General features: G+C 71.1%; 22 protein-coding genes. 9 read left to right on the top strand and 13 right to left on the bottom strand.

The window, feature by feature from the left end; genetic code table 11:
* The first annotated feature begins 7 nt into the window (after positions 1-7).
* Positions 8-1,672, top strand: a complete 1,665-nt coding sequence (locus ABT254_RS11070) for an ATP-binding protein (protein ID WP_351466806.1) — start codon at positions 8-10, stop codon at positions 1,670-1,672.
* A gap of 51 nt (positions 1,673-1,723) precedes the next feature.
* On the opposite strand, the gene ABT254_RS11065 is transcribed toward ABT254_RS11070, so the two are convergent.
* A complete protein-coding gene (locus tag ABT254_RS11065; protein WP_351466803.1) occupies positions 1,724-3,223 on the bottom strand; it encodes an SCO1417 family PLP biosynthesis transcription factor in 1,500 nt (499 codons plus the stop codon).
* Between the two features lie 100 nt (positions 3,224-3,323).
* Here ABT254_RS11065 and yczE point away from each other — a divergent pair, with 100 nt between their 5' ends.
* From yczE to ABT254_RS11045, 4 genes are all read left to right on the top strand, one after another.
* Positions 3,324-3,977: a membrane protein YczE gene (gene yczE / locus ABT254_RS11060; protein WP_351466801.1), complete on the top strand. Its 654-nt coding sequence runs from the start codon at positions 3,324-3,326 to the stop codon at positions 3,975-3,977.
* A complete protein-coding gene (locus tag ABT254_RS11055) occupies positions 3,974-4,741 on the top strand; it encodes a glycerophosphodiester phosphodiesterase family protein (RefSeq protein WP_351466798.1) in 768 nt (255 codons plus the stop codon). The genes yczE and ABT254_RS11055 overlap by 4 nt, the downstream gene beginning before the upstream one ends.
* A gap of 63 nt (positions 4,742-4,804) precedes the next feature.
* Positions 4,805-6,148 (top strand): MFS transporter, encoded by a 1,344-nt coding sequence (locus tag ABT254_RS11050; protein WP_351466796.1) that lies wholly within the window; start codon positions 4,805-4,807, stop codon positions 6,146-6,148.
* Positions 6,149-6,415: 267 nt separating this feature from the next.
* A complete protein-coding gene (locus ABT254_RS11045; RefSeq protein ID WP_003977404.1) occupies positions 6,416-6,790 on the top strand; it encodes an RNA polymerase-binding protein RbpA in 375 nt (124 codons plus the stop codon).
* Between the two features lie 100 nt (positions 6,791-6,890).
* On the opposite strand, the gene fxsA is transcribed toward ABT254_RS11045, so the two are convergent.
* From fxsA to ABT254_RS11025, 4 genes are all read right to left on the bottom strand, one after another.
* On the bottom strand, positions 6,891-7,448 hold the full coding sequence (gene fxsA, locus ABT254_RS11040) for an FxsA family membrane protein (RefSeq protein WP_351466793.1): 558 nt from the start codon (positions 7,446-7,448) through the stop codon (positions 6,891-6,893).
* Positions 7,449-7,543: 95 nt separating this feature from the next.
* A complete protein-coding gene (locus tag ABT254_RS11035; protein WP_351466790.1) occupies positions 7,544-8,338 on the bottom strand; it encodes a polyprenol monophosphomannose synthase in 795 nt (264 codons plus the stop codon).
* A 536-nt stretch (positions 8,339-8,874) separates the two neighbouring features.
* A complete protein-coding gene (locus tag ABT254_RS11030; protein ID WP_351466787.1) occupies positions 8,875-10,476 on the bottom strand; it encodes an amidohydrolase in 1,602 nt (533 codons plus the stop codon).
* A 128-nt stretch (positions 10,477-10,604) separates the two neighbouring features.
* Entirely contained in the window at positions 10,605-11,045 is a 441-nt protein-coding gene (locus tag ABT254_RS11025) for an Lrp/AsnC family transcriptional regulator (protein WP_030946711.1), read from the bottom strand.
* Between the two features lie 279 nt (positions 11,046-11,324).
* Between ABT254_RS11025 and ABT254_RS11020 the strand changes: the two genes are divergently transcribed.
* Complete coding sequence (locus ABT254_RS11020; RefSeq protein WP_351466784.1) at positions 11,325-11,759, top strand: hypothetical protein; 435 nt, start codon at positions 11,325-11,327, stop codon at positions 11,757-11,759.
* A gap of 10 nt (positions 11,760-11,769) precedes the next feature.
* Here the strand turns inward: ABT254_RS11020 and ABT254_RS11015 are convergent, their stop codons facing one another.
* Positions 11,770-12,867, bottom strand: coding sequence for a phosphotransferase family protein (locus ABT254_RS11015; protein WP_351466781.1), 1,098 nt, complete (start codon positions 12,865-12,867; stop codon positions 11,770-11,772).
* A 12-nt stretch (positions 12,868-12,879) separates the two neighbouring features.
* Positions 12,880-13,980 (bottom strand): Rv3169 family protein, encoded by a 1,101-nt coding sequence (locus ABT254_RS11010; protein ID WP_351466778.1) that lies wholly within the window; start codon positions 13,978-13,980, stop codon positions 12,880-12,882.
* 140 nt (positions 13,981-14,120) lie between these two features.
* Here ABT254_RS11010 and ABT254_RS11005 point away from each other — a divergent pair, with 140 nt between their 5' ends.
* On the top strand, positions 14,121-14,369 hold the full coding sequence (locus ABT254_RS11005; protein WP_351466775.1) for a hypothetical protein: 249 nt from the start codon (positions 14,121-14,123) through the stop codon (positions 14,367-14,369).
* Here ABT254_RS11005 and ABT254_RS11000 read toward each other — a convergent pair.
* From ABT254_RS11000 to ABT254_RS10975, 6 genes are all read right to left on the bottom strand, one after another.
* On the bottom strand, positions 14,332-15,504 hold the full coding sequence (locus tag ABT254_RS11000; RefSeq protein ID WP_351466772.1) for an acyl-CoA dehydrogenase family protein: 1,173 nt from the start codon (positions 15,502-15,504) through the stop codon (positions 14,332-14,334). The genes ABT254_RS11005 and ABT254_RS11000 overlap by 38 nt on opposite strands.
* Positions 15,505-15,823: 319 nt before the next feature.
* Entirely contained in the window at positions 15,824-16,483 is a 660-nt protein-coding gene (locus ABT254_RS10995; RefSeq protein ID WP_351466769.1) for a TetR/AcrR family transcriptional regulator, read from the bottom strand.
* Between the two features lie 122 nt (positions 16,484-16,605).
* Positions 16,606-16,746 (bottom strand): SCO1431 family membrane protein, encoded by a 141-nt coding sequence (locus ABT254_RS10990; protein WP_351466766.1) that lies wholly within the window; start codon positions 16,744-16,746, stop codon positions 16,606-16,608.
* A 133-nt stretch (positions 16,747-16,879) separates the two neighbouring features.
* Entirely contained in the window at positions 16,880-18,253 is a 1,374-nt protein-coding gene (locus ABT254_RS10985) for a C39 family peptidase (RefSeq protein ID WP_351466764.1), read from the bottom strand.
* Positions 18,254-18,445: 192 nt separating this feature from the next.
* On the bottom strand, positions 18,446-19,900 hold the full coding sequence (locus ABT254_RS10980) for an amino acid permease (protein WP_351466761.1): 1,455 nt from the start codon (positions 19,898-19,900) through the stop codon (positions 18,446-18,448).
* Positions 19,901-19,969: 69 nt separating this feature from the next.
* A complete protein-coding gene (locus ABT254_RS10975; RefSeq protein ID WP_351466758.1) occupies positions 19,970-20,920 on the bottom strand; it encodes a hypothetical protein in 951 nt (316 codons plus the stop codon).
* 218 nt (positions 20,921-21,138) lie between these two features.
* On the opposite strand from ABT254_RS10975, the gene ABT254_RS10970 reads away from it, so the two are divergent.
* Positions 21,139-21,792, top strand: a complete 654-nt coding sequence (locus tag ABT254_RS10970; RefSeq protein ID WP_351466755.1) for a uridine kinase family protein — start codon at positions 21,139-21,141, stop codon at positions 21,790-21,792.
* Between the two features lie 427 nt (positions 21,793-22,219).
* Entirely contained in the window at positions 22,220-24,085 is a 1,866-nt protein-coding gene (locus ABT254_RS10965) for an AAA family ATPase (protein WP_351466754.1), read from the top strand.
* Positions 24,086-24,123 lie beyond the last annotated feature (38 nt).

The raw sequence follows: 24,123 nt of genomic DNA, 5'->3' as shown, positions 1-24,123 counted from the left end.
GAATGCAGTGGCCCGGCGTCCCCTCCCCCGCATCCTGAGCAAGGACAACGCGCAGATCGCCCGGATGCAGCTCGCCCGGAGCCGGGAGCTGGCCCGGACGGCGGCCGACAGCGCCACTGACGTCCTCCACCCGCTGATCACGGTCACCCGCGGTCTGCGCCGACTGGCGGCGGCCGGGCGGCACAAGTGGGCCGACACCCCCAAGGACCGGCGTGGGCCGCTGCTGTTCCTGGTGGCCTCGGTGATCCTGGTCCTGGCACTCGTGCCGTACGGGCCCCTGCTCGCCGTCATCGGCCTGATGACGGCGGCAGCACTGCACGGCCGGGACCGCGCACCGGCGACACCCGAAGGGCCGGACGAGTCCCAGGTGCAGCGCCTCAAGTCGCTGTACGAGGCCCTGATCCCGTACTTCTCGATCGCCGAGGACCCCTCCCCCCTGTACGCCCACGGCGGCGAGTGGGAGAAGGCCTTCCCGGCCTACGAGTTCGACGAGTCGGGCCGGGTCACCCGTCTCGTGATCCGCTACCCGGCGTACTTCACCGACGGCGAGGCCGAGTCCCGCGCCCGGATCGAACAGCTGCTGCACGCCAAGTCGGGACGCGGCCGCGAATACCACTTCGCATGGGAGGAAGAGGGCAACGAGCTGACGGTCACCGTGCTGCCCCCGCTGCCCACCGACATCACCGCCCAGCGATACGTCACGGCGCCCGGTGAGACGGTCCTCGGCTTCACGGACCCCACCCAGGTCCAGCGCACGCTGCCCCTCACCTACGGAGCGGACACACGTGACGTTCCGCCGGTCGTCTGGCGCACCGGCATCCGCTCCACCGCGCCGCATCTCCTGATCATGGGCCAGCCCGGCAGCGGCACCTCGACCCTGCTGCGCTCCATCGCCGTGCAGGCCCTCCAGCACGGCGATGTCGTGATCGTCGAGGGCGGCACCGGCGAGTACGCGTGCCTGACCGGCCGGGAGGGTGTTCTGGCCGTCGAGTGCGGGCTGACCGGCGCGCTGACGAGCCTTGAGTGGGCCGCCCTCGAGACGGAGCGCCGGCTGATCGCAGCGAACCGCGCCCGTCAGGCCGGGCAGCCGCCGCCGGAGGACACCAGGCGTCCCCTGTGGCTCCTCCTGGACCGCCCGAGCGCCTTCGCCCATCTCGCCGCCGCGGACGGCCGCGAGGACCCTCAGTCACTGCTCCAGGTCCCGCTGCGGCACGGCCGCGCGGTGAATGTGACGGTCGTGGTGGGCGAGCAGTTCGACCACGCCGAAGCACTCAGCGACGACGTACGGCAGCACACGCGCGCGCGTGTCGTTCTCGGCCCCGCGACGGCCGAGCAGCTGTCAGGGGTCCTGGGTGCCCTTCCGGCCACGACTCCGGCCGCCGAGGTCCCGCCCGGCCGGGGCTACGCCCGTCTCGGCACGGGCCCGGTGCACCGGCTTCAGGTGCCGTCGACTCCGGATCCGTACGACGACACGGCGAGCGAGGGGCACCGCAGCGCGGTGCTGGCGCTGCTGCCGCCGCGGATCACGCCGGCCGACCAGGAGTCCGCCGACGCCAAGCCCCTCCCCGCGGTGCCCGTCGAGGCCGTGCCGGTCGAGGCGGTACCCATCGACGACGACCCGGCCGAGGCAGAACCGGTGCCTGCGGAGGCCATGGCGGCGGAGGCGCCCTGAGGCCCCACCGCCGGATGCCCGAGGCCTGGAGAACGGCGCCTCGGCCCATGGCTACGCCACGAACGTCCGCGGCGACTCCCCGCCCCCCGACGCCCCGCTCGCCACCAGCCGAGCCGCCGCGGCCAGCCGCATCGCCGCCTCGTCGGCGACCGCGCCGCCCACGGTGAACGGCAGCCGCACATATCCCTCGAAGGCGCCGTCGACCCCGAAGCGCGGACCGGACGGCACCCGCACCCCGACCCGCTCCCCCATCTCGGCGAGCCGGGAGCCCGACAGTCCCCCGGTCCGCACCCACAGCGTCAGTCCGCCCTCCGGGACCTCGAACTCCCAGTCGGGCAGCTCCCTCCGCACCGCGGTGACCAGCGCGTCCCTGTTCTCCCTGGCCTGCCCGCGCCGCAGTTCCACGGCCTCCTCCCAACCCCCCGTGCTGAACAGCCAGTTCACGGCGAGCTGCTCCAGCACGGGGGTGCCCAGATCGGCGTACGCGCGCGCGGCGACCAGGCTGCGGATCACATCCGGTGCCGCCCGCACCCAGCCGATGCGCATCCCCGCCCAGAAGGCCTTGCTGGCCGATCCGACGGTGATCACCGTGGACCCGGCGGGGTCGAAGCCGCACACGGGCCGCGGCATCTCGACACCTTCGTCCAGCCACAGCTCGCTCATCGTCTCGTCGGCGATCAGCACCGTCCCCGCCGACCTGGCCGCCTCCACGAGCTGACGCCGCTGGTCGTCGTCGGCGAGTGCGCCCGTCGGATTGTGGAAGTCGGCGACGATGTACGCGATCCGGGGTGCCGCGTCGCGCAGCACCTGCCGCCAGCGGTCCAGGTCCCAGCCGGCCAGGCCCTCGGCCATCGCCACGGGTACCAGCCGCGCCCCCGCCTCCCGCATCAGCTGGAGGATGTTGGCGTACGACGGCGACTCGACGGCGACGCGCTCGCCCCGGCCGGCGAAGAGGTGACAGATCGCGTCGATCGCCCCCATGGCCCCCGTCGTCACCATGATCTGCTCGGGCATCGTCGGGATCCCGCGCGCGGTGTACCGGTCGGCGATCATCGAACGCAGCGCGGGCAGCCCTGCCGGGTAGTCGCCGTGCGTGTGCGCGTACGGCGGCAGCTCCTCCAGGGCGCCCTGGACGGCGCGGGTCAGCCAGGGCTCGGGCGCGGGCAGCGCCGCGGTGCCCAGGTCGATCATCGACCCCAGGGCCTCGGGCGGCAGGGGCTCCAGGCCGCGCGCGGGCAGCGGGTTGCCGGCCGGAACGGCGGTCCAGCTGCCGGCGCCGCGCCGGGACTCCAGGAATCCCTCGGCGCGCAGCGCCTCGTAGGCCGCCGCGACCGTCGTACGGCTGACGGACAGGGCCAGGGCCAGCTCGCGCTCGGCGGGCAGCCGGGCGGCCACCGGAACGCGGCCCTCCAGCACCAGCAACCGGATGCCGTCGGCCAGCGCGCGGTAGGCGGGCGGGCGGCGCGTGCCGGGCCCGGCCGGGCGGTCCTGCTGGGAGTTGAGCAGCCGGGCGAGCTGCGCCGCCCCGATCGCCGAAGTCCACGTGGCCATGGAAATCAGTCCACCTTCCCCGAATTGGCCATGGATGATGCTTCCACCCAAGCCACAGGGTGTCACGAACCAGGCCACTGCGACCACAGGGGGGCACTTCTTGTCCACGAGGAACCGTCTCGGGCGACGGTTGATCCAGCTCTACGTCGGCCTCGCGCTGTACGGCGCGAGTTCCGCGCTCCTCGTCGAGGCGGGCCTGGGCCTCGAGCCCTGGAACGTGCTGCATCAGGGCCTGGCCGAGCTCACCGGACTGACCATCGGTGTCGTGTCGATCGTCGTGGGCGCGGCGGTGCTGCTGCTGTGGATCCCGCTGCGCCAGCGCCCTGGCACGGGCACGGTCTCCAATGTCTTCGTCGTGGGCATCGCCATGGACGGCACGCTCGCGCTCGTCCCCGACGTGCGCTCCCTGGCCGTACGGATCCCTCTCCTGTTGGCAGGCATCCTGCTCAACGGCATGGCCACCGGCCTCTACATCTCCGCCCGCTTCGGGCCGGGCCCGCGGGACGGACTGATGACGGGCCTGCACCGGCGTACCGGCCGCTCGATCCGTCTGATGCGGACGGCGATCGAGGTGGCGGTCGTCGCCACGGGCTTCATCCTCGGCGGCACCGTCGGCATCGGCACGGTCCTCTACGCGGTGTCGATCGGCCCGCTCGCCCAGCTCTTTCTGCGGGTGTTCGACGTCCCGCCGGCATCCGGCGGCAGCACGGTCGTTGCCGAAGGGCAACCCCGCGGGGCGATACTTCGACGGTGACCACCCGGATACGCCATCCCTATCTCGACCATCCCGGCCCGATCGCCTTCGCCCACCGGGGCGGGGCCGCGGACGGTCTGGAGAACACCGTGCTGCAGTTCCGGCGGGCGGTGGAGGCGGGCTACCGCTACATCGAGACCGACGTCCACACCACGGCGGACGGCAAGCTGGTCGCCTTCCACGACTCGACCCTGGACCGGACGACGGACGGCGCCGGGCGCATAGCCGACCTGCCGTGGAAGGACGTGAGCCACGCGCGCGTGGCGGGCAGGGAGCCGGTTCCGCTCTTCGAGGAGCTGCTCGAGACCTTCCCCGAGGTTCGCTGGAACGTCGACCTCAAGGCGGAGTCCTCGCTGCACCCCTTCCTGGACCTGATCGAGCGCACGCGCGCGTGGGACCGGATCTGCGTCGGCTCGTTCTCCGAGGCACGCGTCGTGCGCGCCCAGCGGCTGGCCGGGCCGCGGCTGGCGACCTCGTACGGCACCCGTGGCGTGCTCAACCTGCGGCTGCGCTCCTGGGGCGTCCCGGCCGCACTGCGGGCCTCCGCGGTCGCCGCCCAGGTGCCCGAGTCGCAGTCCGGCATCCAGGTGGTCGACCACCGCTTCGTCCGCGCCGCCCACGCGCGCGGGCTGCAGGTGCACGTGTGGACGATCAACGAGCCCGATCGCATGCACCGGCTCCTGGACCTGGGAGTCGATGGCATCATGACCGATCACATCGACACGTTGCGCAAGGTCATGGAAGAACGCGGCGTCTGGGTCTGAGCGCCCGGCGACCCCCTCCCCCGAGCCTTCGCACGGCACTTCAGCGGGGAAGCGAGGGCACGGGTGAGCACCGACACCGTGCGGACGGACGTCATCGACCGGCAGCGCGAACAACGCGGCTGGTACTTCTACGACTGGGCCTGCTCCGTCTACTCGACGAGCGTGCTCACCGTGTTCCTGGGCCCCTATCTGACGGCCGTCGCCAAGTCCGCGGCGGACACGGACGGTTTCGTGCATCCGCTGGGCATCCCCGTGCGGGCCGGCTCGTTCTTCGCGTACTGCGTCTCCGCGTCCGTGATCGTGTCGATCCTCGTGATGCCGCTGGTGGGCGCGGCCGCCGACCGCACGGGGCGGAAGAAACCCCTGCTGGCCGCCTGCGCCTATGTGGGCGCGACGGCCACCACGGGACTGTTCTTCCTGTCCGGGGACCGCTATCTGCTGGGCGGCCTGCTGCTGATCGTCGCCAACTCGTCCGTGGCCGTCTCGATGGTCGTCTACAACTCCTACCTGCCGCAGATCGCACCGCCCGAGGAGCGCGACCGGGTCTCCTCGCGCGGCTGGGCCTTCGGCTATGCGGCCGGCTCGTCGATGCTGATCGTGAACCTGGTGCTGTTCACCGGGCACGACTCCTTCGGCGTCTCCGAAGGGACGGCCGTCCGCATCTGCCTGGCCTCGGCGGGCCTGTGGTGGGGCGCCTTCACCCTCGTACCGCTGAAGCGGCTGCGCGACCGGCGTACGACGTCCTCGGCATCCTCGGCGCCCGCCGTGCACGGCTGGCGGCAGCTGGCGTCCACCGTCCGGGACATGCGCGGCAAACCGCTCACCCTGGCCTTCCTGCTCGCCTACCTCATCTACAACGACGGCATCCAGACGGTGATCTCGCAGGCGTCGGTGTACGGCTCCCAGGAGCTGGGCCTGAGCCAGTCCACGCTCATCACGGCCGTACTGATGGTCCAGGTGCTGGCGGTGGCGGGCGCGCTGGGGATGGGGAGGCTGGCCCGGACGTACGGAGCCAAGCGCACCATCCTCGGCTCACTGGTGGCGTGGACGGTGACCTTGGCGGCGGGATACTTCCTGCCGGCCGGGGCGCCGGTGTGGTTCTTCGTGCTGGCGTCCGGGATCGGCCTCGTGCTGGGCGGCAGCCAGGCCCTGTCCCGCTCCCTGTTCTCGCATCTGGTCCCGCCCGGCAAGGAGGCCGAGTACTTCTCGGCGTACGAGATGAGCGACCGGGGCATGAGCTGGCTCGGACCCCTTCTGTTCGGGATCACCTACCAGCTGACCGGAAGTTATCGCGACGCGATCATCTCGCTCGTGGCCTTCTTCGTCATCGGATTCGCCCTGCTCGCAAGGGTTCCGGTACGGCAGGCGATCCTTGATGCGGGCAATCCGGTTCCTGAGAGGATTTAGCGCTCATGGCGAAAGGGCTGTAGTGTACGCGTTTGGCCTGCCAGGCGTACCGTTACTGCGCGTCAAAGATGCCGAAACGCTGGGTGACATCTGCTAGCAGATGTGACAAACCGGGCGCTGGTGGGTACAACAAGGGGCGGCTACGACGGCGACGCATGACCCGGAACGGGACACGGAACGGGAATCTTTACCGCCGACCGGACGTTGACCGGATGACGACGACAGCGACACCTGTCCTGTGGGCGACAAGCCCGGGAGGCACGATTCATGAGTGAGCGAGCTCTTCGCGGCACGCGCCTCGTGGTGACCAGCTACGAGACGGACCGCGGCATCGACCTGGCCCCGCGCCAGGCCGTGGAGTACGCATGTGAGAAGGGGCACCGGTTCGAGATGCCCTTCTCGGTCGAGGCGGAGATCCCGCCGGAGTGGGAGTGCAAGGTCTGCGGGGCCCAGGCACTCCTCGTTGACGGCGACGGCCCTGAGGAAAAGAAGGCCAAGCCCGCGCGTACGCATTGGGACATGCTGATGGAGCGGCGCACCCGCGAGGAACTCGAAGAGGTCCTCGAGGAGCGCCTGGCCGTTCTCCGTTCGGGCGCGATGAACATCGCGGTTCACCCGCGGGACAGCCGCAAGTCGGCCTAGTTCCTGCCGGGGTCGGGCGGACCAACTACGCACGCAAGCGACTGCGGGCGTCCACGTGGATTCACGTGGGCGCCCGCAGTCGTGTGTCCTGCCGCGGCTCTCAGTGGGTCAGCGGCGGGCGCGGACCCTGCGGGGTGTCGCCACCCGGCTCGTCCCTGATGACCTCGCCCTGGACGACCTTGCCGTCGGGGCGGTGGATGCGCGCCTGCTGGAAGGCGTCACCGAAGCTGCCGGGACCGGCCTCGCGCAGCTTGCGGTCGAGCGTGCGCCCGGTGAAGCGGCTCAGGGCCTTCTGGACCGGGGGGATCAGCAGAAGCAGGCCCACCGCGTCCGAGATCAGGCCGGGGATCATCAGGAGCAGACCGCCGAGCATCAGCAGGCCGTTGCCGCCGCCGCTCTGCGGGGTGCCGCCGCGCTGCAGCGCTTCGTTGAGGTTCTGGAAGGCCCGCCGGCCCGCCTTCTTGATCACCGCAGCTCCGAGCACGAAGCCCGCGACCAGCAGCAGAAACACCGTGAAGCCGCTCGACGCGCCCGCGACCACGGTCAGCAGCCAGATCTCCAGCACCAGCCAGGCCGCGACGCCGAGCGGCAGGAAGGTCCGCAGCCTGGAGCGCCGGGGCCGGGCGGGATACGTGGGGGTCGGAGCACCTGTCGTCATGCGTCCAGTGTGCCTGGACCCGCCTCAGTGCGGCATAAGCGGATGATCAACCGTGCCTGTGAGGCCGTCAGCGGCCCTGTGCGGACGGACGACGGTCAGGCCTTCTGGCCGCGGCCCGTGACCTTGGCGACCCGTTCGCCCACGCCCCATGCCGTGACCCGCCACAGGGCCTCGACGAGGATGTCGCGGCTCATCTTGGAGTCGCCCAGCTCTCGCTCGACGAAGGTGATGGGCACCTCGACGACGTGGTAGCCGGCCTTGACCGCGCGGCGGGCCAGGTCGACCTGGAAGCAGTAGCCCTGGGAGGCGACCTCGTCCAGGCCGAGGCCCTCGAGGGTCTCGCGGCGGAAGGCGCGGTAGCCGCCGGTGATGTCGCGCAGCGGCAGGTCCAGGGCGAGGCGGGAGTAGAGGCTGCCGCCGCGGGAGATGAACTCGCGGCTCTTGGGCCAGTTCACCACCCGGCCGCCGGGCACCCAGCGGGAGCCGAGGACCAGGTCGGCGTTCTTGAGCGCGGTGAGCAGCCGGGGCAGTTCCTCGGGCTGGTGGGAGCCGTCGGCGTCCATCTCGACCAGCACGCCGTAACCGTTGTCCAGGCCCCAGCGGAAGCCCGCGAGGTAGGCGGCGCCGAGGCCCTCCTTGCCCTTGCGGTGCAGTACCTGGACATGGTCGTCCTCGGCGGCCAGTTCATCGGCCAGCTTGCCGGTGCCGTCGGGGCTGTTGTCGTCGGCCACGAGGACGTGAGCCTCGGGGACCGCCTTCCGCACCCGGCCGACAATGGACTTGATGTTCTCCGCCTCGTTGTAGGTCGGAATGATCACCAAGGCCGTGCCGAGCGGGCCGAACTGCCTCCCCCGGGCCTTTGCCGCGAGGGTCCCGTCGCCGTCGTTCACTGCTGCCCCTTCGTGTCCGTACGCAGACGTCCACCATAGTGGCCACGGCCTGCGATGACGCGACAGGACGTTCGTATAGTGGTGTCGATTCCACAAGAGCGGGGTAAGAGCGCGTTTTCGGGCATGTTCGCGGTTCTGCGGATGGGGGCCCGGCGCCCTTCGGGCCGACCTGGGGCCCGCTGGCTGCGGGTCGACCGAAAGCCGTTGTCTACTGAGCCCGGGCCCCACCCGGGTCACACCTCCCGACCGGCCAAAACGGTCCCCCCGTCGCGGCGCGGGCGCTGAGCCTGGCTCCCAGTGGCGGTGCCCCGGTGCGGCACACCGTCCCTGACCCAGCGGCGCTGCGACGAGTGCGCGGAAGTTCCCCGGTCGGGCGTCCGGTGGTGGACTCGGCCGAACCTACCGGCCTCCTGCCATCGGCTGTCAACAGCCGTTTGACCTGCGCATTTTGCATCAATGCCCTGGTCAGGGCGGAGGATACGCAGGTCGTGCGACGCCGCTGGGCGCGTCGATCGGCGCCGCGCCACCCCGGGAGATCACTCGCCCGGCCGTACGAACACCGTCCGCCCGCCGACCACGGTGCGCAGACAGACCGGCAGGTCGCGGCCGGGGCTGAGGTCGGGCAGGCCCGGGGTGCCGGAGCGGGGATCGGTGGACCAGCGGGCGACCCGGTCGTCGGGGGCCTGGACGACCAGTTCGTCGGTGCGCCACACGGCGTAGTCGGCGGGTGCGCCGGGCACCAGGACGCCCGCGTCGTCCCGCCCGATCGCCCGCCAGCCACCGCGGGTGTGGGCCGTGAACGCGGCCCGTACGGAGACGCGGTGCTCGGGCGTGCGGTGGAAGGCGGCGGCGCGGACCGTGCCCCAGGGGTCGAGCGGCGTGACCGGGCTGTCGGAGCCGAACGCGAGGGGGACGCCCGCCCTGAGCAGGGCCGCGAAGGGGTTCAGGGTGCGGGCCCGGTCGGCGCCCAGGCGCTGGGCGTACATGCCGTCCTCTCCACCCCACAGCGCGTCGAAGGCGGGCTGCACGGAGGCGGTCAGGCCGAGCTCGGCGAAGGCCGCGATCGTTTCGGGGCTGAGCATCTCGGCGTGCTCGACGCGGTGGCGGGCGGCCCTGACGCGGGACAGTCCGATCTTCTCGGCGGCGGCGCGCACACCGTCCACGACCGTGGTCACGGCCGCGTCGCCGATCGCGTGGAAGCCCGCCTGGAGGCCCGCCTCGGTGCAGGCCACGACATGGGCGGCCACCGCGGCGGCATCCAGATAGGCGGTGCCCGTGTGGTCGGCGTCGGTGTACGGCGTGTGCAGACAGGCGGTGTGCGAGCCGAGGGCGCCGTCGACGAAGAGGTCACCGGCGGCGCCTACGGCACCCAGTTCGCGCGCCTTCTCCACGTCCTGTTCCGCCCAGTACCCGATCACTCGTGGCGCCGTCTCCTCGGCCGCGAGCCGGAGCAGTCCGGTGAAGTCGTCCTCGGAGGAGATCTCCGGTCCCGCGCACTCGTGGAGCGAGCCGATACCCAGCGAGGCGGCGTGCGCGAGCGCGGTGCGCTGGGCGTCGGCGCGCTGGGCCGGCGTCACGGCTGCGAACGCGGCGGCGCGTACGGCGTGGTGGGCGTCGGCGGTCAGCGGGCCGTCCGCCGCGCCGACACCGTGGGCCAGGTCGAGCAGGGCCGTGGAGACGACCGCCGAGTGGACGTCGATGCGGGAGAGATAGAGGGGACGGCCTGCGGCGGCCTCGTCCAGTTCCGCGCGTGTCGGGGGCCGGCCGCCGGGCCAGCGGGCGGCGTCCCAGCCGTGCCCGAGCAGCACCCTGTCCTGCGGGCGGGCCGCCGCGAAGTCCCGTACCAGAGCGAGGGCGGCCTCCAGGGAGGGCGCGTCGGACAGGTCGAGGCCGGTGAGCGCGAGGCCGGTGGAGGTGGTGTGCACATGGGCGTCGGTGAAGGCCGGGGTGACGAGGGCGCCGTCCAGGTCGACCACCTCGTCGACACCGTCCGCGAAGGCGTCCGCGGCGCCCTCCGAACCGACCCAGGCGACCTGGCCGCGCTCCACGACCATCGCGGTCGCGAAGGGGTCGGCGGGGCTGTGGACCTCTCCGCGGCGGAGCAGGACGGTGTTCGGCTGGTCGGTGCGATCGCTCATGACCGACAGTTTCTCGCGCCGGGCCACCGGCGCCGCACCTGGGGCCGGGCGGAGACGGCGCCCGGCGCTGTCGGCTGTGCCCACCCGTTGCGCCGCAGCGGAAGCAGCGGTCTGCCGCCGTCCCGGCCTCAGATGCGCGGCGGCCGCGCCTCGTACGGCGTGGAAAGGACCACCGTCGTACGCGTCGAGACACCCGCCAGCGTGCGCAGGCGCGCCAGCAGCTCCTCCAGCTCGTGCGGCGTGGCCACCCGCACCTTGAGGATGTAGTTCTCGTCGCCCGCGACACTGTGGCAGGCCTCGATCTCCGGGACCCCGGCCAGGCGGTCCGAGATGTCGTCGGGGGCGCTGGGGTCGAAGGGTTTGACCGAGATGAACGCGGTCATGGGCAGCCCGACGGCCTCGGGGTCGACCACCGCGGCATAGCCGCGGATGACGCCACGCTGTTCCAGCCGGCGCACCCGCTGGTGCACGGCCGACGTGGACAGCCCCGTGGCCTTGCCCAGGTCTGTGTAGCTCATCCGCCCGTCCTTGACGAGCAGCTGCACGATTTGACGGTCCAGCTCCTCCATGACGCAAGAACCTACAGTGCGCTTGATCTCCTCGGATACCTGAGCAGTCCAGGTCATACCCGCTTTGTGATGTGCCCGAGAGCTGTCTGTGAGCCCTCCGTGAGCCGTCCGAGGGACAAAACGTCCGCCCCCGGGCACCTGCGGGCGGCATGTGACGAAGGACACAGCCGTCGAGACGTCTCCGTGATGCTCCCGTGATTACCGCCGAGACGGGGCGGGAAGTGCTTGCTGTGGTCGAGGCCGCAGTGCCCGAACGGCCCAGCCCGAGGGGGAGAACCCATGCAGAGTCTTAAGCGCCCTGGTCGTACCGCACCCAAGCGGCTCCAGGCCGTCGTCGAGCCCGAGCCGGAGGGCGTCGAACCCGACGCCTTCGAGGACGAACTCGACGCGTACGACACCTTCGAGATGTACCGGGTGATCTGCCCGGACTGCGCGCAGCCCATCGCCCTGCTGGCGGACGAGCAGGTCCTGCCGGAGCACGCGCTGTGCGCCTCGCCGTGGAACCCGTTCGGCCTCACGGTCTGCCCCGGCACCGGCCGCGGGGCGACCGAGGCCCGCTCCGCGGACGAGTCCGCCGAGCCCCAGGAGCAGGACACCGCCCTCCTGTTGACGCTCCCTCAGGGCCTCGACTGGCGGACGCAGCCGTTCTCGCACGTCGGTGGCCCGGGCTCGCGCCCGATGCGCGTGCCGGCGATGCGCCGCCAGGCCGCCTGAACCGCCTCGCTCAATTCCAGTAGCTGCCCTGCACCATGGCCCGCAGGCTGCCGTGGTGCAGGATCAGTGTGTCCGGATCCGCCGGAACGGCCGCCTCCCCGAAGTGCACCTGCCGGTAGGCGACCCGCAGCATGACGATCGCGTGCCGCAGCGCGGCGTACAGGGTGTGGAAGTCCATGTCGCGCGGTGTGTGGCCGGTGAGTTCGGCATAGCGGGCCTCGATGCGGTCGCGGCGCAGGAAGTCCGGCAGACCGCGCTGGCCGAAGGCGACCGTGAGGTCCTGGAAGAAGCGGTGCAGATAGACGGTCCAGCCGAGGTCGACCTCGCGCGGGGCCAGGGCGGCCATCTCCCAGTCGAGGACGGCGGCGGGCTCGAACCCGTCGTAGACGACGTTCCCGATGCGTGCGTCGCCCCAGTTGAGCACCGGTGTGCCCGGATCGCCCGGCCAGAGTTCCTCCAGCCGGTCGAACGCGGCCTCGATGAGCGGTGAGCGGGGGCGGCCGTCGACGACCCAGTCGTAGTAGGCGCGTTGGGCGGTCACATGGCGGCGCAGGGCGTCGCCCTCGCCGGGGAGCGCGAGGAACTCGGAGGCCTCCGGCGGCACTTGGTCGTGCAGTCGGGCCAGCAGTCCGATGGAGGCAGCCTCCAGGTGCTCGCGCTCGGCGTCGCTCGCCGCGTGCAGCCAGTTGCCCTCGTAGGTGTAGGGCATGACGTCGGGCGGCACACGTCCCTCGACGCGCTCCATCACGAAGAAGGGCGCCCCGAGCGGCCCGGGGTCCTCCTCCAGCCACAGCACCTTCGGCACGGGCAGGTCCGAGTGCTCCGCCACGACGCGCATCGTGCGGTACTGGCGCGGCATGTCGTACACCGGGAAGACGGTGTACGCCGCCGGGTCCGCCGCGAGTCTCAACGCGCAGCGGCGCACCGGTGGTTCGGGGTGCTCGATGTCGAAGAGCAGGGTCTCGCTGGACATGCCGTTGGACTCGGGGACGGCGACGCCGGCCGCCTTGGCGCCGGGCAGACGGGTGGAGAGCCAGGCGGTGAGGCGGCGGGCGAGCTCCTCCGGGTCCCGGGTGGTGGTGCGGGGGCGGGGCGTAGTGGGTGCCATGTCGGATACCGCCTACGGTGCGACCGAAGTGAAGTCCGTGAACCCGCTCGGATCGTGCCGCCCGAACGAGCCGTGCTCGAAGATGCCGTGGCCGATCCGGCCGTCCAGCCGGAAACGGGCGGCATGGTCGGTGACCCCGTAGGCGGCCAGGGCGTGCGGCTGCGTCAGGTCGTAGGTACGGCGGTCCGTCCAGCCGCGGCCGCGCCAGGTGCCGTGCTGCCAGTCGTCGGCGGGCGGGTAGCCGGCGCCGATCGCGAGCGGCGAGGAGGTGAGGATCTCGACCTCCAGCTCCTGCGGTTTGCGCAGGTCTCCGAGGTGAATGAGGGCGCGGTCGGGGTGGCGGGTGCCGGAGCGGTACGTGATCTCCGGCTGGGGCCAGCCGAGTTGGCGGTCGCGGTGGCCGGGGCGCACCAGGGTGGCGTCGTTCAGGGAGCGGTAGCCGTCGGCGTCCTCCTGGACGACGACCATGAGGAAGCGGTCCTCGAAGCGCACCGGGCACCACAGCCAGTGGAAACCCTCGGTGGGGTGCTCCTCCGCCAGTCGGCCGCCCTCCTCCCCCGGTATGGGCCGCACGCCCCAGCTGCGGTCGCGGGTGCCGGTCCACCCGCCGGCGGTGACCCGGAACTCCTCACCCGCGGCGCGGATCACGCCCTTCACGCCGCCCGCCTGGACGAAGCGGCGCCCTTCGAGGGTGAGCCGGTCTCCGCGGCGCTGGAGGTGGTGGGGTTCCCACAGGGCGGGGAAGCCGGCGGTCCAGGTGAGGTCGTACGACAACAGGTCGTCGTCGGCCGTCAGCCGCAGCCGCCGCAGCGGCTCCTCGACCTCGATCCTGAGCGGACCGACGGCGAGCCGCATGCGGTCCTCGCCGAGGGCGTCGGAGGCGCGCACCGCGTGCAGGGCGTCTCCGGTCCGCAGGGTCGCGTAAGCGTCGATCACACCGAGGTTGGGGTAGACGCCGAGGCCCACGATGAGCAGGGCGCGCCCCTCGTGGTCGAAGACGTGGAAGATGCAGCGGTCGTAGGCGTTCCGGTCCCCGGTGGCCACGTGCTTCATGGATAGCGGGACCTGGTGCACGGGGTACTCGTCGAGCGGTACGGGGCGGTCGTCGGCCACGCCAAACCTCCCTGGAGACGGCTGGGCTGACGGTACGTCAGACAGCTGGCGGAGGCCAGAGCCCGGAGCCGGACGTCCGGGAACTCACGCTCGATTCCGCGGATGGGTGACCTGTCCGCCTACCTCCGCGTTGCCCTGGTATGACCCCCACCTATTCCGTGATCGGGCGTCAGCGCCGCGTGTTCGTTCCGCCGCCCGCAGGAACGGCCGCGCCGGTGCCGCCGCACCTGCAGGATCCGCCGATCTACCGCGCTCTGATGCGCGCCTGGGCCGACCGGGGCCGCACCCTGCCGGGCCGCCACGATCCGGAGTGGATCAGGCTGGCGGCCCCGCAGGTCACCCGAGGCCAGTTCAGCGCGTTTCAGGACCCGCAAGGTGACGGGCGATGACCATGCGCTGGATCTGGTTGGTGCCCTCGACGATCTGCAGCACCTTGGCCTCGCGCATATAGCGCTCCACCGGGAAGTCCGCGGTGTAGCCGTAACCGCCGAGGACCTGGACGGCGTCCGTGGTCACCTTCATCGCGGTGTCCGTGCAGTGCAGCTTGGCCATGGCCGCCTGCTTGGCGAACGGCCGCCCCGCGTCGCGCAGCCGTGCCGCCGCCAGATACAGGGCCCGGCCCGCCTCGATCTGGGTCGCCATGTCGGCGAGCATGAAGCGCAGCCCCTGGAAGTCGGCGATGGGCCGCCCGAACTGCTGCCGCCCGGTGGCGTACGCGACCGCCTCGTCCAGCGCCGCCTGGGCGAGGCCGATCGCACAGGCGGCGATGCCGAGCCGGCCGGAGTCGAGCGCGGACAGGGCGATCGCGAAGCCCTGCCCCTCCTCGCCGATGCGCCGCTCGTCCGCCACCCGCACACCGTCGAGGTGGACCTGCGCGGTGGGTGAGCCCTTCATCCCCATCTTCTTCTCGGGCATCGCGCCGCTCAGCCCCTCGGCGTCACCCGGGACCAGGAAGGCGGTGATGCCGCGCGGCCCCTCCTCCCCCGTGCGGGCCATGACCGTGTAGAAGTCGGCGATCCCGCCGTGCGTGATCCAGGCCTTCGTGCCGTTGATCACCCAGTGGTCGCCTTCGCCCACCGCCTTCGTACGAAGAGAGGCGGCATCGGAGCCGGACGACGGCTCGGACAGGCAGTAGGCGCCCAGCAGGCCGCCGCCCAGCATCGCGGGCAGGTGCTCGACCTGCTGTTCCTTGGTGCCGTAGGCGGCGAGCGCATAGCAGGCGAGCGTGTGCACGCTGACGCCGAGGCCGACGGTGAGGCGGGCCGCGGCGAGCTCCTCGAGGACCTGGAGATAGACCTCGTAGGGCTGGTCGCCGCCGCCGTACTCGGAGTCGTACGGCAGGCCGAGCAGTCCCGACTCCGACAGCAGTGTGAAGACCTCGCGCGGGAAGCGTCCGGCGTCCTCCTCCTCGGCCGCCTTCGGGGCGATCTCGCGCTGGGCGATGTCACGGACGAGCGAGATCAGATCCCGGGCCTCGTCCGTGGGCAGTTGACGGTCCACCGGCTGCGGGGCGCGGTCGGGCATGGCGACGCTCTCCTCCCTGTTCGGGCACATCGGCCGACGTGCGCCTTGGGTGTGGGCGGCTCCGCCGGGTCTGACTGGGGCCGGCCGATGCTCTGCTCTCCCGGGTCTCGGAAGCTGCTGACCAGCGGCTGTGCGCTGTGAGTATGCCCGATTGCCGGCATCCCGTCACCAGTTAACGACCGCTCACTTCAAGAATATCCCGGACACTCGCCGCACGCGATGCGCGGCGGAACGTGACGGGTCGCGCCTGGGCCTCGGCGCGACGAGGCGGCGTAGAAGAACCAGCAGGTACGGGCGTGCGCGAGCCTGCGCTCCTCGCTCAGGCGTCCCGGCGGGCCGGGGCCGGAGCGGGGTAGGCGGGGTCCAGTTCCTCGATGGCGCGCATGGCCCCGCCGAGCTGCTTGACCAGGAGTTCGCGCATCTGTTCGCGGGACAGCCGGGGCCGGTCGATCCAGTCGAGGGTGGCGCCCTCCACTCCGCACACCCAGGCGAACAGGCCCATCCGGGCCAGCGGGGCGATGTCCGTGCGGCCGTACGCCCCTTCGGCGACGGTCGCGACTATCGCCTCACGCACACCGTCGCGGATGGCGTGCACCTCGGCGTCGAAGCCGACGCCGCCGCTGACGACTGCACGGAAGGCGGCCTGGTTGTGCTCGGCATAGCGCAGATAGCCCTCCATCGTGCGATGGACGCGGTCCAGTTGCTCCAGTTCGATCTCGCTCGCCGCGAAGGTGACCAGGTCGGCGACCGAATCGTTGATGATCGCCAGGTAGTAGCCGCGCTTGGACTGGAAGTAGTAGTAGATCAGCCCCTTGGCGACATGCGCCTGCCGTGCGATGTCGTCCATCGAGAGCGCGTCGTACGACGTGTCGGCGAACAACTTCCGCCCGATGGCGATGAGTTCGGCTCGGCGCGCCAGCGAGCGCTCGGTGCCGCGCGCCCGGGGCCGGGTGGCGTCGCTCTGTTCGCTGATCTTCAATTTCGACCCTGGTCTCGGGCAGGCTGCGGGACATCCGCAGTATGTCAGAACGACAACGTCCACTCGTTCGAGTCCATTCGACGTGTGGCCGCCGGGAAGAGCGGGGCTCTGCTTGGGTCAGATCACAGCAGGCCGAGCTGGGTGACGAGCATCGCGACGACCATGACGAGGGTCCAGCCCATGACGTGCTCGAGGAGCTTCGGGCCGTCGTTCTCCGGGCCGCCGGTGCGGGTGCGGGCGGCGGTGGCGGAATGTGCGGTCATGGCGTCTCGCTGAGATCGGGCGGGCGGTGGACTCCCCCAGGGCTTCTGTCCACCTTGCCATCGGGAGGGGCTTTTGCGGCGGAGACGTCGGTCACAGGCGGAAGGTCCCGGCCCCGGGCCTTCCGCCTGGCGTTCAGCGGACGCCGACCCTCGCGAGCGCCTTGCGCCGGCGGGGCGTGGGCCGCGCCGGGAAGTACAGGTAGCAGACGCCGCCGGTGCCGGAGACGACCTTGCCGGAGGCGTTGTACCGCTTGGTCCTGAGCCAGATGTTCTCAAATTCGCGCCGCTTGTAGACACGGCGTACCGCGTCGTCGCTCGGCGAGAACGGATCGTTGGCGATCACATCGCCGTCGGCGGTGAAGCCGATGACGGTCATCAGGTGTCCCGCGGTGCCGTAACCCGCCCCCGTCAGCTCCTCCTTGAGGAACGACTGGGACGTTATGGCCGGGATGCCGGCCGCGATCAGTGTCTCCAGGTCGGTGAGCGAGCCGAGCCGGGTGACCACGCCCTGAAGATCCTTGTACGTGGCCGCGTAGGCGGCGTTGAACGGCCAGTTGCCGCAGCCCTGGTACTGGTAGTCGTAGGTGAAGCGGGCCGCGTGGTCGACCTGGGGGTCGGCGTAGCTCGGGTCCACCCAGGCCAGTTGCTCGCGGGTGAGCCTGCCTCCCCAGTACTCGATGATCATCTGCGAGGAGGTGGGGCTGCACCAGGCCTCGCCGCCGTTGTCGTACTCGGGGTACTGGCCCTTGTGGATCTCCTGCGAGTAGCGCGGGACGATCAGTTCCTTTGCGAGGCCGGGCGTGGAGGCCGGGACGGTGAAGCGGTCGGGGATGTCCGAGCCCATCGCACCGAGCCGCCACACGGTGGGGGTGAGCTTGGTGCCGGACTTGCGGTAGAGGGTGAGACGGAGGCGGTACGAGATCAGACGCAGGCCGGTCGAGGCGTCGTCGATGGCGAAGGTGTCCGTCCAGACGGCGCTCTTGCCGTCCTTCTGGTCGTCCACCGAGGTCCGCTTGATGTCCTGGTCGCCGGCCGCCCAGCGGCCCATCACGTACCAGGGGGTCCGCGTGCCGTCGGAGTACGTGCCGTGCAGCTCGGCCTGGAGCCAGGTGCCGGCCGGGGTGTGCGCGTTCCAGGAGGCGATCGCCTCGGTGGCCGGGACGCGGAGCCGGTGGACGGGGGACGTCCAGGTCGCGTACTCCCAGGTGGCGGTCTTGCCGGTGTGCGGGTCGGTGTAGTCGGTGGTGCCGGCCGGGGCGGCGATCACCACGCCGGGGCGGGCACCCGCGACGGCACGAGTGCCGTGCGCGGCGCCGGCGCGCCAGTCCTGGTAGGAGGTCCAGGAGCGGTAGTCGACCGTGGAAGGCCCCGCGGAGTGGGGGCGGTTCGGGATCACGGCGGACTCCTCGGCGTCGGCCACGTCGGCGGTGACGGCGGGGCCCACCACCGCGGCGGCCACCGCGGCGGCGAGGACGGTTCTGCGGGACGGCTGTTCGGCTCTGCTCATGGGTGGAACGACCCCCGGGTCTCCGAGTCGGGCAGGTCCAAATGCGCGGTTCGTGCGCCAACTATGGCCGCAGGGGGCACCTCCTGCCAGCACTTCGGGCCATGCCACGCCCACCAATATTGGTCCTGACCACTGGCATGACCTGCCGGTCCGTCCGTCCCGGCGCACAGGGGCGCGCGCCGGGCCCGGGGCTCAGATCAGGTCCATCGCCGCGACCTCGTCGGGGCGGCCGTAGCTGACCGGCCCCTGGAAGCGGCTGCGGGCGGTGGCGAACCACCAGACGGTGGCGACGACCAGGACGACGGCGAGGGCGATCGGCGCGTAGTTGAAGGAGTCGACGGTGATCGGCGAGGCCTGCGGGAGCATGAACAGCACGCTGCTGAGCAGGATCCAGGCCACCGCGATCACCCCGACGGGCGTGCTCCAGCGGCCCAGGTGCCACGGCCCCCGCTGGAACTCGTCGCCGAGGCTCAGCCGGAGCAGGATCGGCACGGCGTAGGCGAGGAAGAGCCCGACGACGTTGACGCTGACGATGGCGGTGAACGCCGTGTGCGACCACCAGCCGGGCAGGACGAGCGCCAGCGAGCAGGCGACCGCGAGCCAGACGGCCTTGACGGGGGTACGGGTGCGCGGCGAGACCGAGTGCCACAGCCGGGAGCCGGGCATGGCGCCGTCGCGGGAGAAGGCGAAGATCTGCCGGGTGTTGCTGGTGAGATTGGCGAGACCACAGAAGAGCATCGCGCCGATCACGATCAGCAGGAGCACCTTGGCGGCGGTCAGGCCGAGACCGTCGATGAGTATCTGGACGGGCGGGGCGGATGCGCTCGCCACATGGTCGTAGTCGTGAATGCTGTAGACCAGTGCGAGCATCAGGATCAGACCGGTGATCGCGGAGTAGCCGATCGCACGCGTGATCCCCTTCGGCGCGTTGACCGTGGCCCGCACCGTTTCCTCGGACATGTGGAAGCTGCCGTCGAAGCCGGTGAAGGTCCAGCTGGTCACGAGCAGGCCGAGCATCCCGCCGTAAAGCCCGTTCGTGAAACCGGTGTTGTTCGCGAAATGCGTGACGAACGAGGCCGACTGGTGCCGGTCGGGTCCGACGATCAGGGCGCCCACGATCACCACGAGACCGATCAGCAGCCACCACACGGAGATCCGGTTGAGCAGCGCGACCAGCTGGACGGTGTAGGTGTTGGCCAGCCCTTGCAGCACGATGAGCAGTGCCGTGATCAGCACCGTCTGGTGGGTGGTCGGCACATAGGAGGGCCACTGCAGGGCGAAGAAGGCCTGGATGAAGGTGGCGGCGGCGTAGCCGGTGGCGGCGGTGCCGCCGATCTGGCCCACGAAGTTCAGCCAGCCGGTGTACCAGGACCAGGCCCCCTTGTGCCGTCTGGCGAGTTTCCCGGCGGAGAAATACAGGGCGCCGCTCGTCGGATAGGCGGAGGCGACTTCCGCCATGGCGAGACCGACGAAGAGCACCATGACGGAGACGCCGATCCAGCCGAAGACGAGAATGCGGGGGCCTCCGGCATTCAGCCCGAACCCGAAGCTGGAGAAGATTCCCGAAATGATGTTGATGATGGTGAATGAGATGGCGAAATTGTCGAACGCCTGAAAGCGACGGGTGAGTTTTCTCGGGTAGCCCATCTCATGAAGTACGGCGTCGTCGTCCGATATCCGTTCCGGCACAGTTCGGCCTTTCTCTCTGCGGGGGGTCTACGGGGGGACGGGGAGGCCGCAGGCGCGGCGGGCGCGGGACAGCTGGTCGGCCGGCTCCCCGAAGGCGGACCAGGGCATACGGGAGGCGTACGGCCCCATCGCCGCGAAGACCGCGCGGGCCTCGAACTCGCGCTTGCCCATGACCAGCGCGTGCGCCAGGTAGGCCAGGTCGAGCACCGGGGTGAAGCGGTAACCCGGCATCGTGGGCAGCCAGTTCTGGTAGATCGCCAGGGCGGTGGAGCGCCACTGCGGCTGCTCCCAGACCCGGTCGGCGAGCAGCTGGGTCGGGTTGTAGCTCTCGACGAGGGCGACGAGGGGCAGCAGCCGCAGCGGGGAGTCGGCGGGTGCGCGCTGACCGAGGAAGGCGGCGACGTCCCAGGCCGCGTTCACGGAGCCGCCGTGGCGGGTGAAGAAGCATGCCAGGAAGCGGTGGTGGGCCTCGCGGTGCCATGGGTCGAGGGACAGGACGTGCGCGAACAGCCGCCAGGGGCCGGGCGGCGCGGTGAGCAGCCCGCGTGGGGCGGGGTCGGTCAGCCGGTGCAGCCGGGCCATGGCCAGCCGGGCCGCCCAGGGCGTGGGATCGGCCGGGTTCATCGCCGCCGCCCGGTCGCAGGCGGTCAGCGCGATCCGCTCCAGGGCCTCGGCCCGATCGTCCCTCGCGTCGGCGGCGCGCACCGCCCGCAGCACCGCCACCCGCGCCCACAGCAGCGCCGCCTCGGGGCTCGGCTCCTCGGCCAGCCAGCGCTCGGCGAGGTCGGAGTCGGCGGCCTCGGAGGCGAGGACCAGGGAGCGGTGGGCGCGCAGACCGAAGTCGCCGCGTGTTTCGGCGAGGGCGTCATGGGCGCTCCGGTATCGGCCGGCGCGTACGTCGACGCATACGCTCGCGAGCAAGCGGTCGTCGGCCGCCGGATGCCACACATACTGCCCCTCGAATAACCCAGCGGCCATCTGCTCCTGTCTCCCCGTTAGACGCCTCGCAGTTGTGCACTCAGCACCTTACTCAGCGACGAGCGCAACCGGAACGCGGTTTTCGAGATGGCGGCCCGGGTTTCGGTCCCGGATTAACACTGGCTCACAGCCAGCCAACGACTGGTTCAATGTGGCACTATTTTTCGTCCCACCCATTCGCCCCTATTTCGCCCACCACTAGAATGTTCCCGTCGAATATGCCCAACTCTCCGACCGGCCAAGGAACGACCATTCACGACCTCGCCTCCCGGCTCCGCCGACTGCCCCCGTCCTGCGGCCCGGTCCGCCTGATCGGCATCGACGGACATGCCGGCTCGGGAAAGTCCACGTTCGCCGGGCGGTTGTCCCGTGCCCTGGACGGGGCGCCCGTGCTGCACCTCGACGACATCGCCAGTCACGACGAGCTGTTCGAGTGGACCGGACGGCTGCTGGCCCAGGTGATCGAACCACTCAGCCGCGGCGAGAGCGCCCACTACGCCCCCTACGACTGGCATCTGCGCCGCTTCGGACCGCCCCGCACACTGCCGCCCGCCCCGGTGGTCCTCGTCGAGGGCGTCGGAGCGGGCCGCCGCGCACTGCGCCCGCACCTCGCGGCGCTCCTGTGGATGGAGTTGCCGCACGAGGAGTCCTGGACGCGCGGACGGCAGCGGGACGGAGAGGAGCAGCGGGAGTTCTGGGCCGATTGGGTCAGGGCGGAGCGACGACACTTCGCCGAGGACCCCTCGCGACCGTTCGCCGACCTTTTGATACGGCAGTCGGAGAAGGGGTACGAGGTGCTGCCGGGACCGGTGAAGACCATTGGACCGGACCAGACACTCACGCACGGTGACGGGCCATCGGCAGTGTGCTGAACTTGTGAAGACGCCCGCCGGGGAACTTCCCGGAGTGCCTCAACTCCGCTTGACCGAGGGGCCGTACAGGACTTACGTTCTCAATGTGCGGCCATTCGAAGCCGCCCACCTTCGCGAAGCCCCCGGTTGTTCCCCCGTGATCGGGGGCTTCGTTCTGCCCACACCCCGTTTTCCGGACGCTCCGCGGCACATTTCGCTCACACACCGTTACCGTCCGAAGTGCGCCCCGTCTGCTCCCACCTCGCCAAACGGCCCGTGCGGCACCCTTCGGCGGGCGACACCCCCGCAGGTACGATGCCCTCGGTGCGACCTGATGGACGGCTGCGCGCACCGCAACTCCGGTCCGCGGCACGGCGGTTCGATCAAGGCGGCCGGCGGGCATCGGTCCGGCGGTCAACCGACGGGGGCACGGTTTGTGGGGGACGTGATGGATTTCGGCACGCAGGGCCCCGAGGCCCCGGCCGACCTCGCCTGGCTGCGAGGTGTGGACGCCTACACGATGGGCGCCTATCCACAGGCGGAGGAGGAGTTCCGGACCGCGGTGCGGATGGATCCCGGGATGGCCGACGGCTGGCTCGGACTGCACGCGCTGCGCGTCGACACGACGACCGCGCTGTTACGGATGTTCCGGCACCGCGACCGCTTCGGCGAACAGCGAGCACGGCACCGCCGCTCCCTCAACTCCTGGTACTGGCTCGGCTGGTGGGTGCAGCCCGTGCTGGAGAGCCCGCGCGACCTGCTGCTCGCACACGCCTCCCACTGGCTGGACGGCCGCCATGTGCCGGAGCTGGACCGGGCGCTCGCCGGACTGCCGCCCGTGGACACCGACCCGCAGGTCCGCTTTCTGCATGCCTGCCGCGCCTATCTCGTCAAGGACTGGGACCAGCTCGTCCGCCACACCGACCCGCTGATCGACGACGCCCTGCTCGGTATCGAAGCGGGCCTGTTCGGCGGCATGGCGCGGGTCCGCCTGGAGATGTACGGACAGGCCGAGCCGCTGCTCTCGGCGGCCCTGATGCGCTGCCGCAGCGAGCAGCCGCAGCGCAAGGAGCTGCGCTACTGGCTGGCGCGCGCCCACGAGGGCACGGGCCGCTCGGCCGCCGCCCTCCCCCTCTACCGGGCCGTGCACCGCGTCGACCCCGCCTTCATGGACACCTCGGCCCGGCTCGCGGCGATCGCAGAGGGCGACGGGTACGACGAGGCCACCGACCTCGCCGCGATCACGCTCTCCGGCGGCCAGGACGCCCTGGAGGGCCCCGACACCCTGGACCCGCTCTTCGGCGCCGAGGGCCGGGACCTGAGGCTCTCCGAGTCCGACCTCCCGCCGGTGGCCCCGCTGCCGTCGTCGATCGACCCGACGGTGCGCGAGAAGACCGCCGGCCCGCCGGGGTCCCCGCTGCCGGCAGGCCCCACCGACCCCGCACTGCTCGAGGAGGCGCTCGCCGAGCTGGAGCGCATGGTCGGCCTGGAGCCGGTGAAGCGGCAGGTCAAGGCACTGTCGGCGCAGTTGAACATGGCGCGGCTGCGCGCCGGCCAGGGCCTGCCGGTCCAGCCGCCGAAACGGCACTTCGTCTTCTCCGGCCCCTCCGGCACCGGCAAGACCACGGTCGCCCGCATCCTCGGCCGCGTGTTCTACGCCCTCGGACTGCTCGGCGGCGACCACCTCGTCGAGGCACAGCGGGCCGACCTGGTGGGCGAGTACCTGGGCCAGACGGCCGTGAAGGCCAACGAACTGATCGACTCCGCGATCGGCGGTGTGCTGTTCGTCGACGAGGCCTACTCGCTGTCCAACTCCGGGTACGGCAAGGGGGACGCGTACGGCGACGAGGCGCTTCAGGTGCTGCTGAAGCGTGCCGAGGACAACCGCGACCACCTCGTGGTCATCCTGGCCGGCTACCCGGAGGGCATGGACCGCCTCCTGGCGGCCAACCCCGGGCTGTCGTCCCGCTTCACCACCCGCGTCGACTTCCCCTCGTACCGGCCACTCGAACTCACCTCTATCGGTGAGGTGCTGGCTGCCGAGAACGGCGACGTCTGGGACGAGGAGGCGTTGGACGAGCTGCGGTCGATCGCCGGGCATGTGGTGGATCAGGGCTGGATCGACGAGCTGGGGAACGGGCGGTTCTTGCGGACGCTGTATGAGAAGAGCTGTGCTTATCGGGATCTGCGGCTGTCCACGTATCCCGGGGTTCTGTCGCGGGACGACTTGTCGACCTTGCGGTTGCCCGATCTGATGCAGGCGTATGGAGAGGTGCTGTCGGGGCGGGGGCCGCAAGACCCTTCGGCGATGTGAGCTGCGCCCACGGGCCCGGTCGAGTCTGATGTCTTGCG

Origin of the sequence: Streptomyces sp. NPDC001137 (genome assembly GCF_040298885.1) — a bacterium.
GTDB lineage: Bacteria > Actinomycetota > Actinomycetes > Streptomycetales > Streptomycetaceae > Streptomyces.
This window is presented reverse-complemented; position numbering and strand designations above follow the sequence as displayed.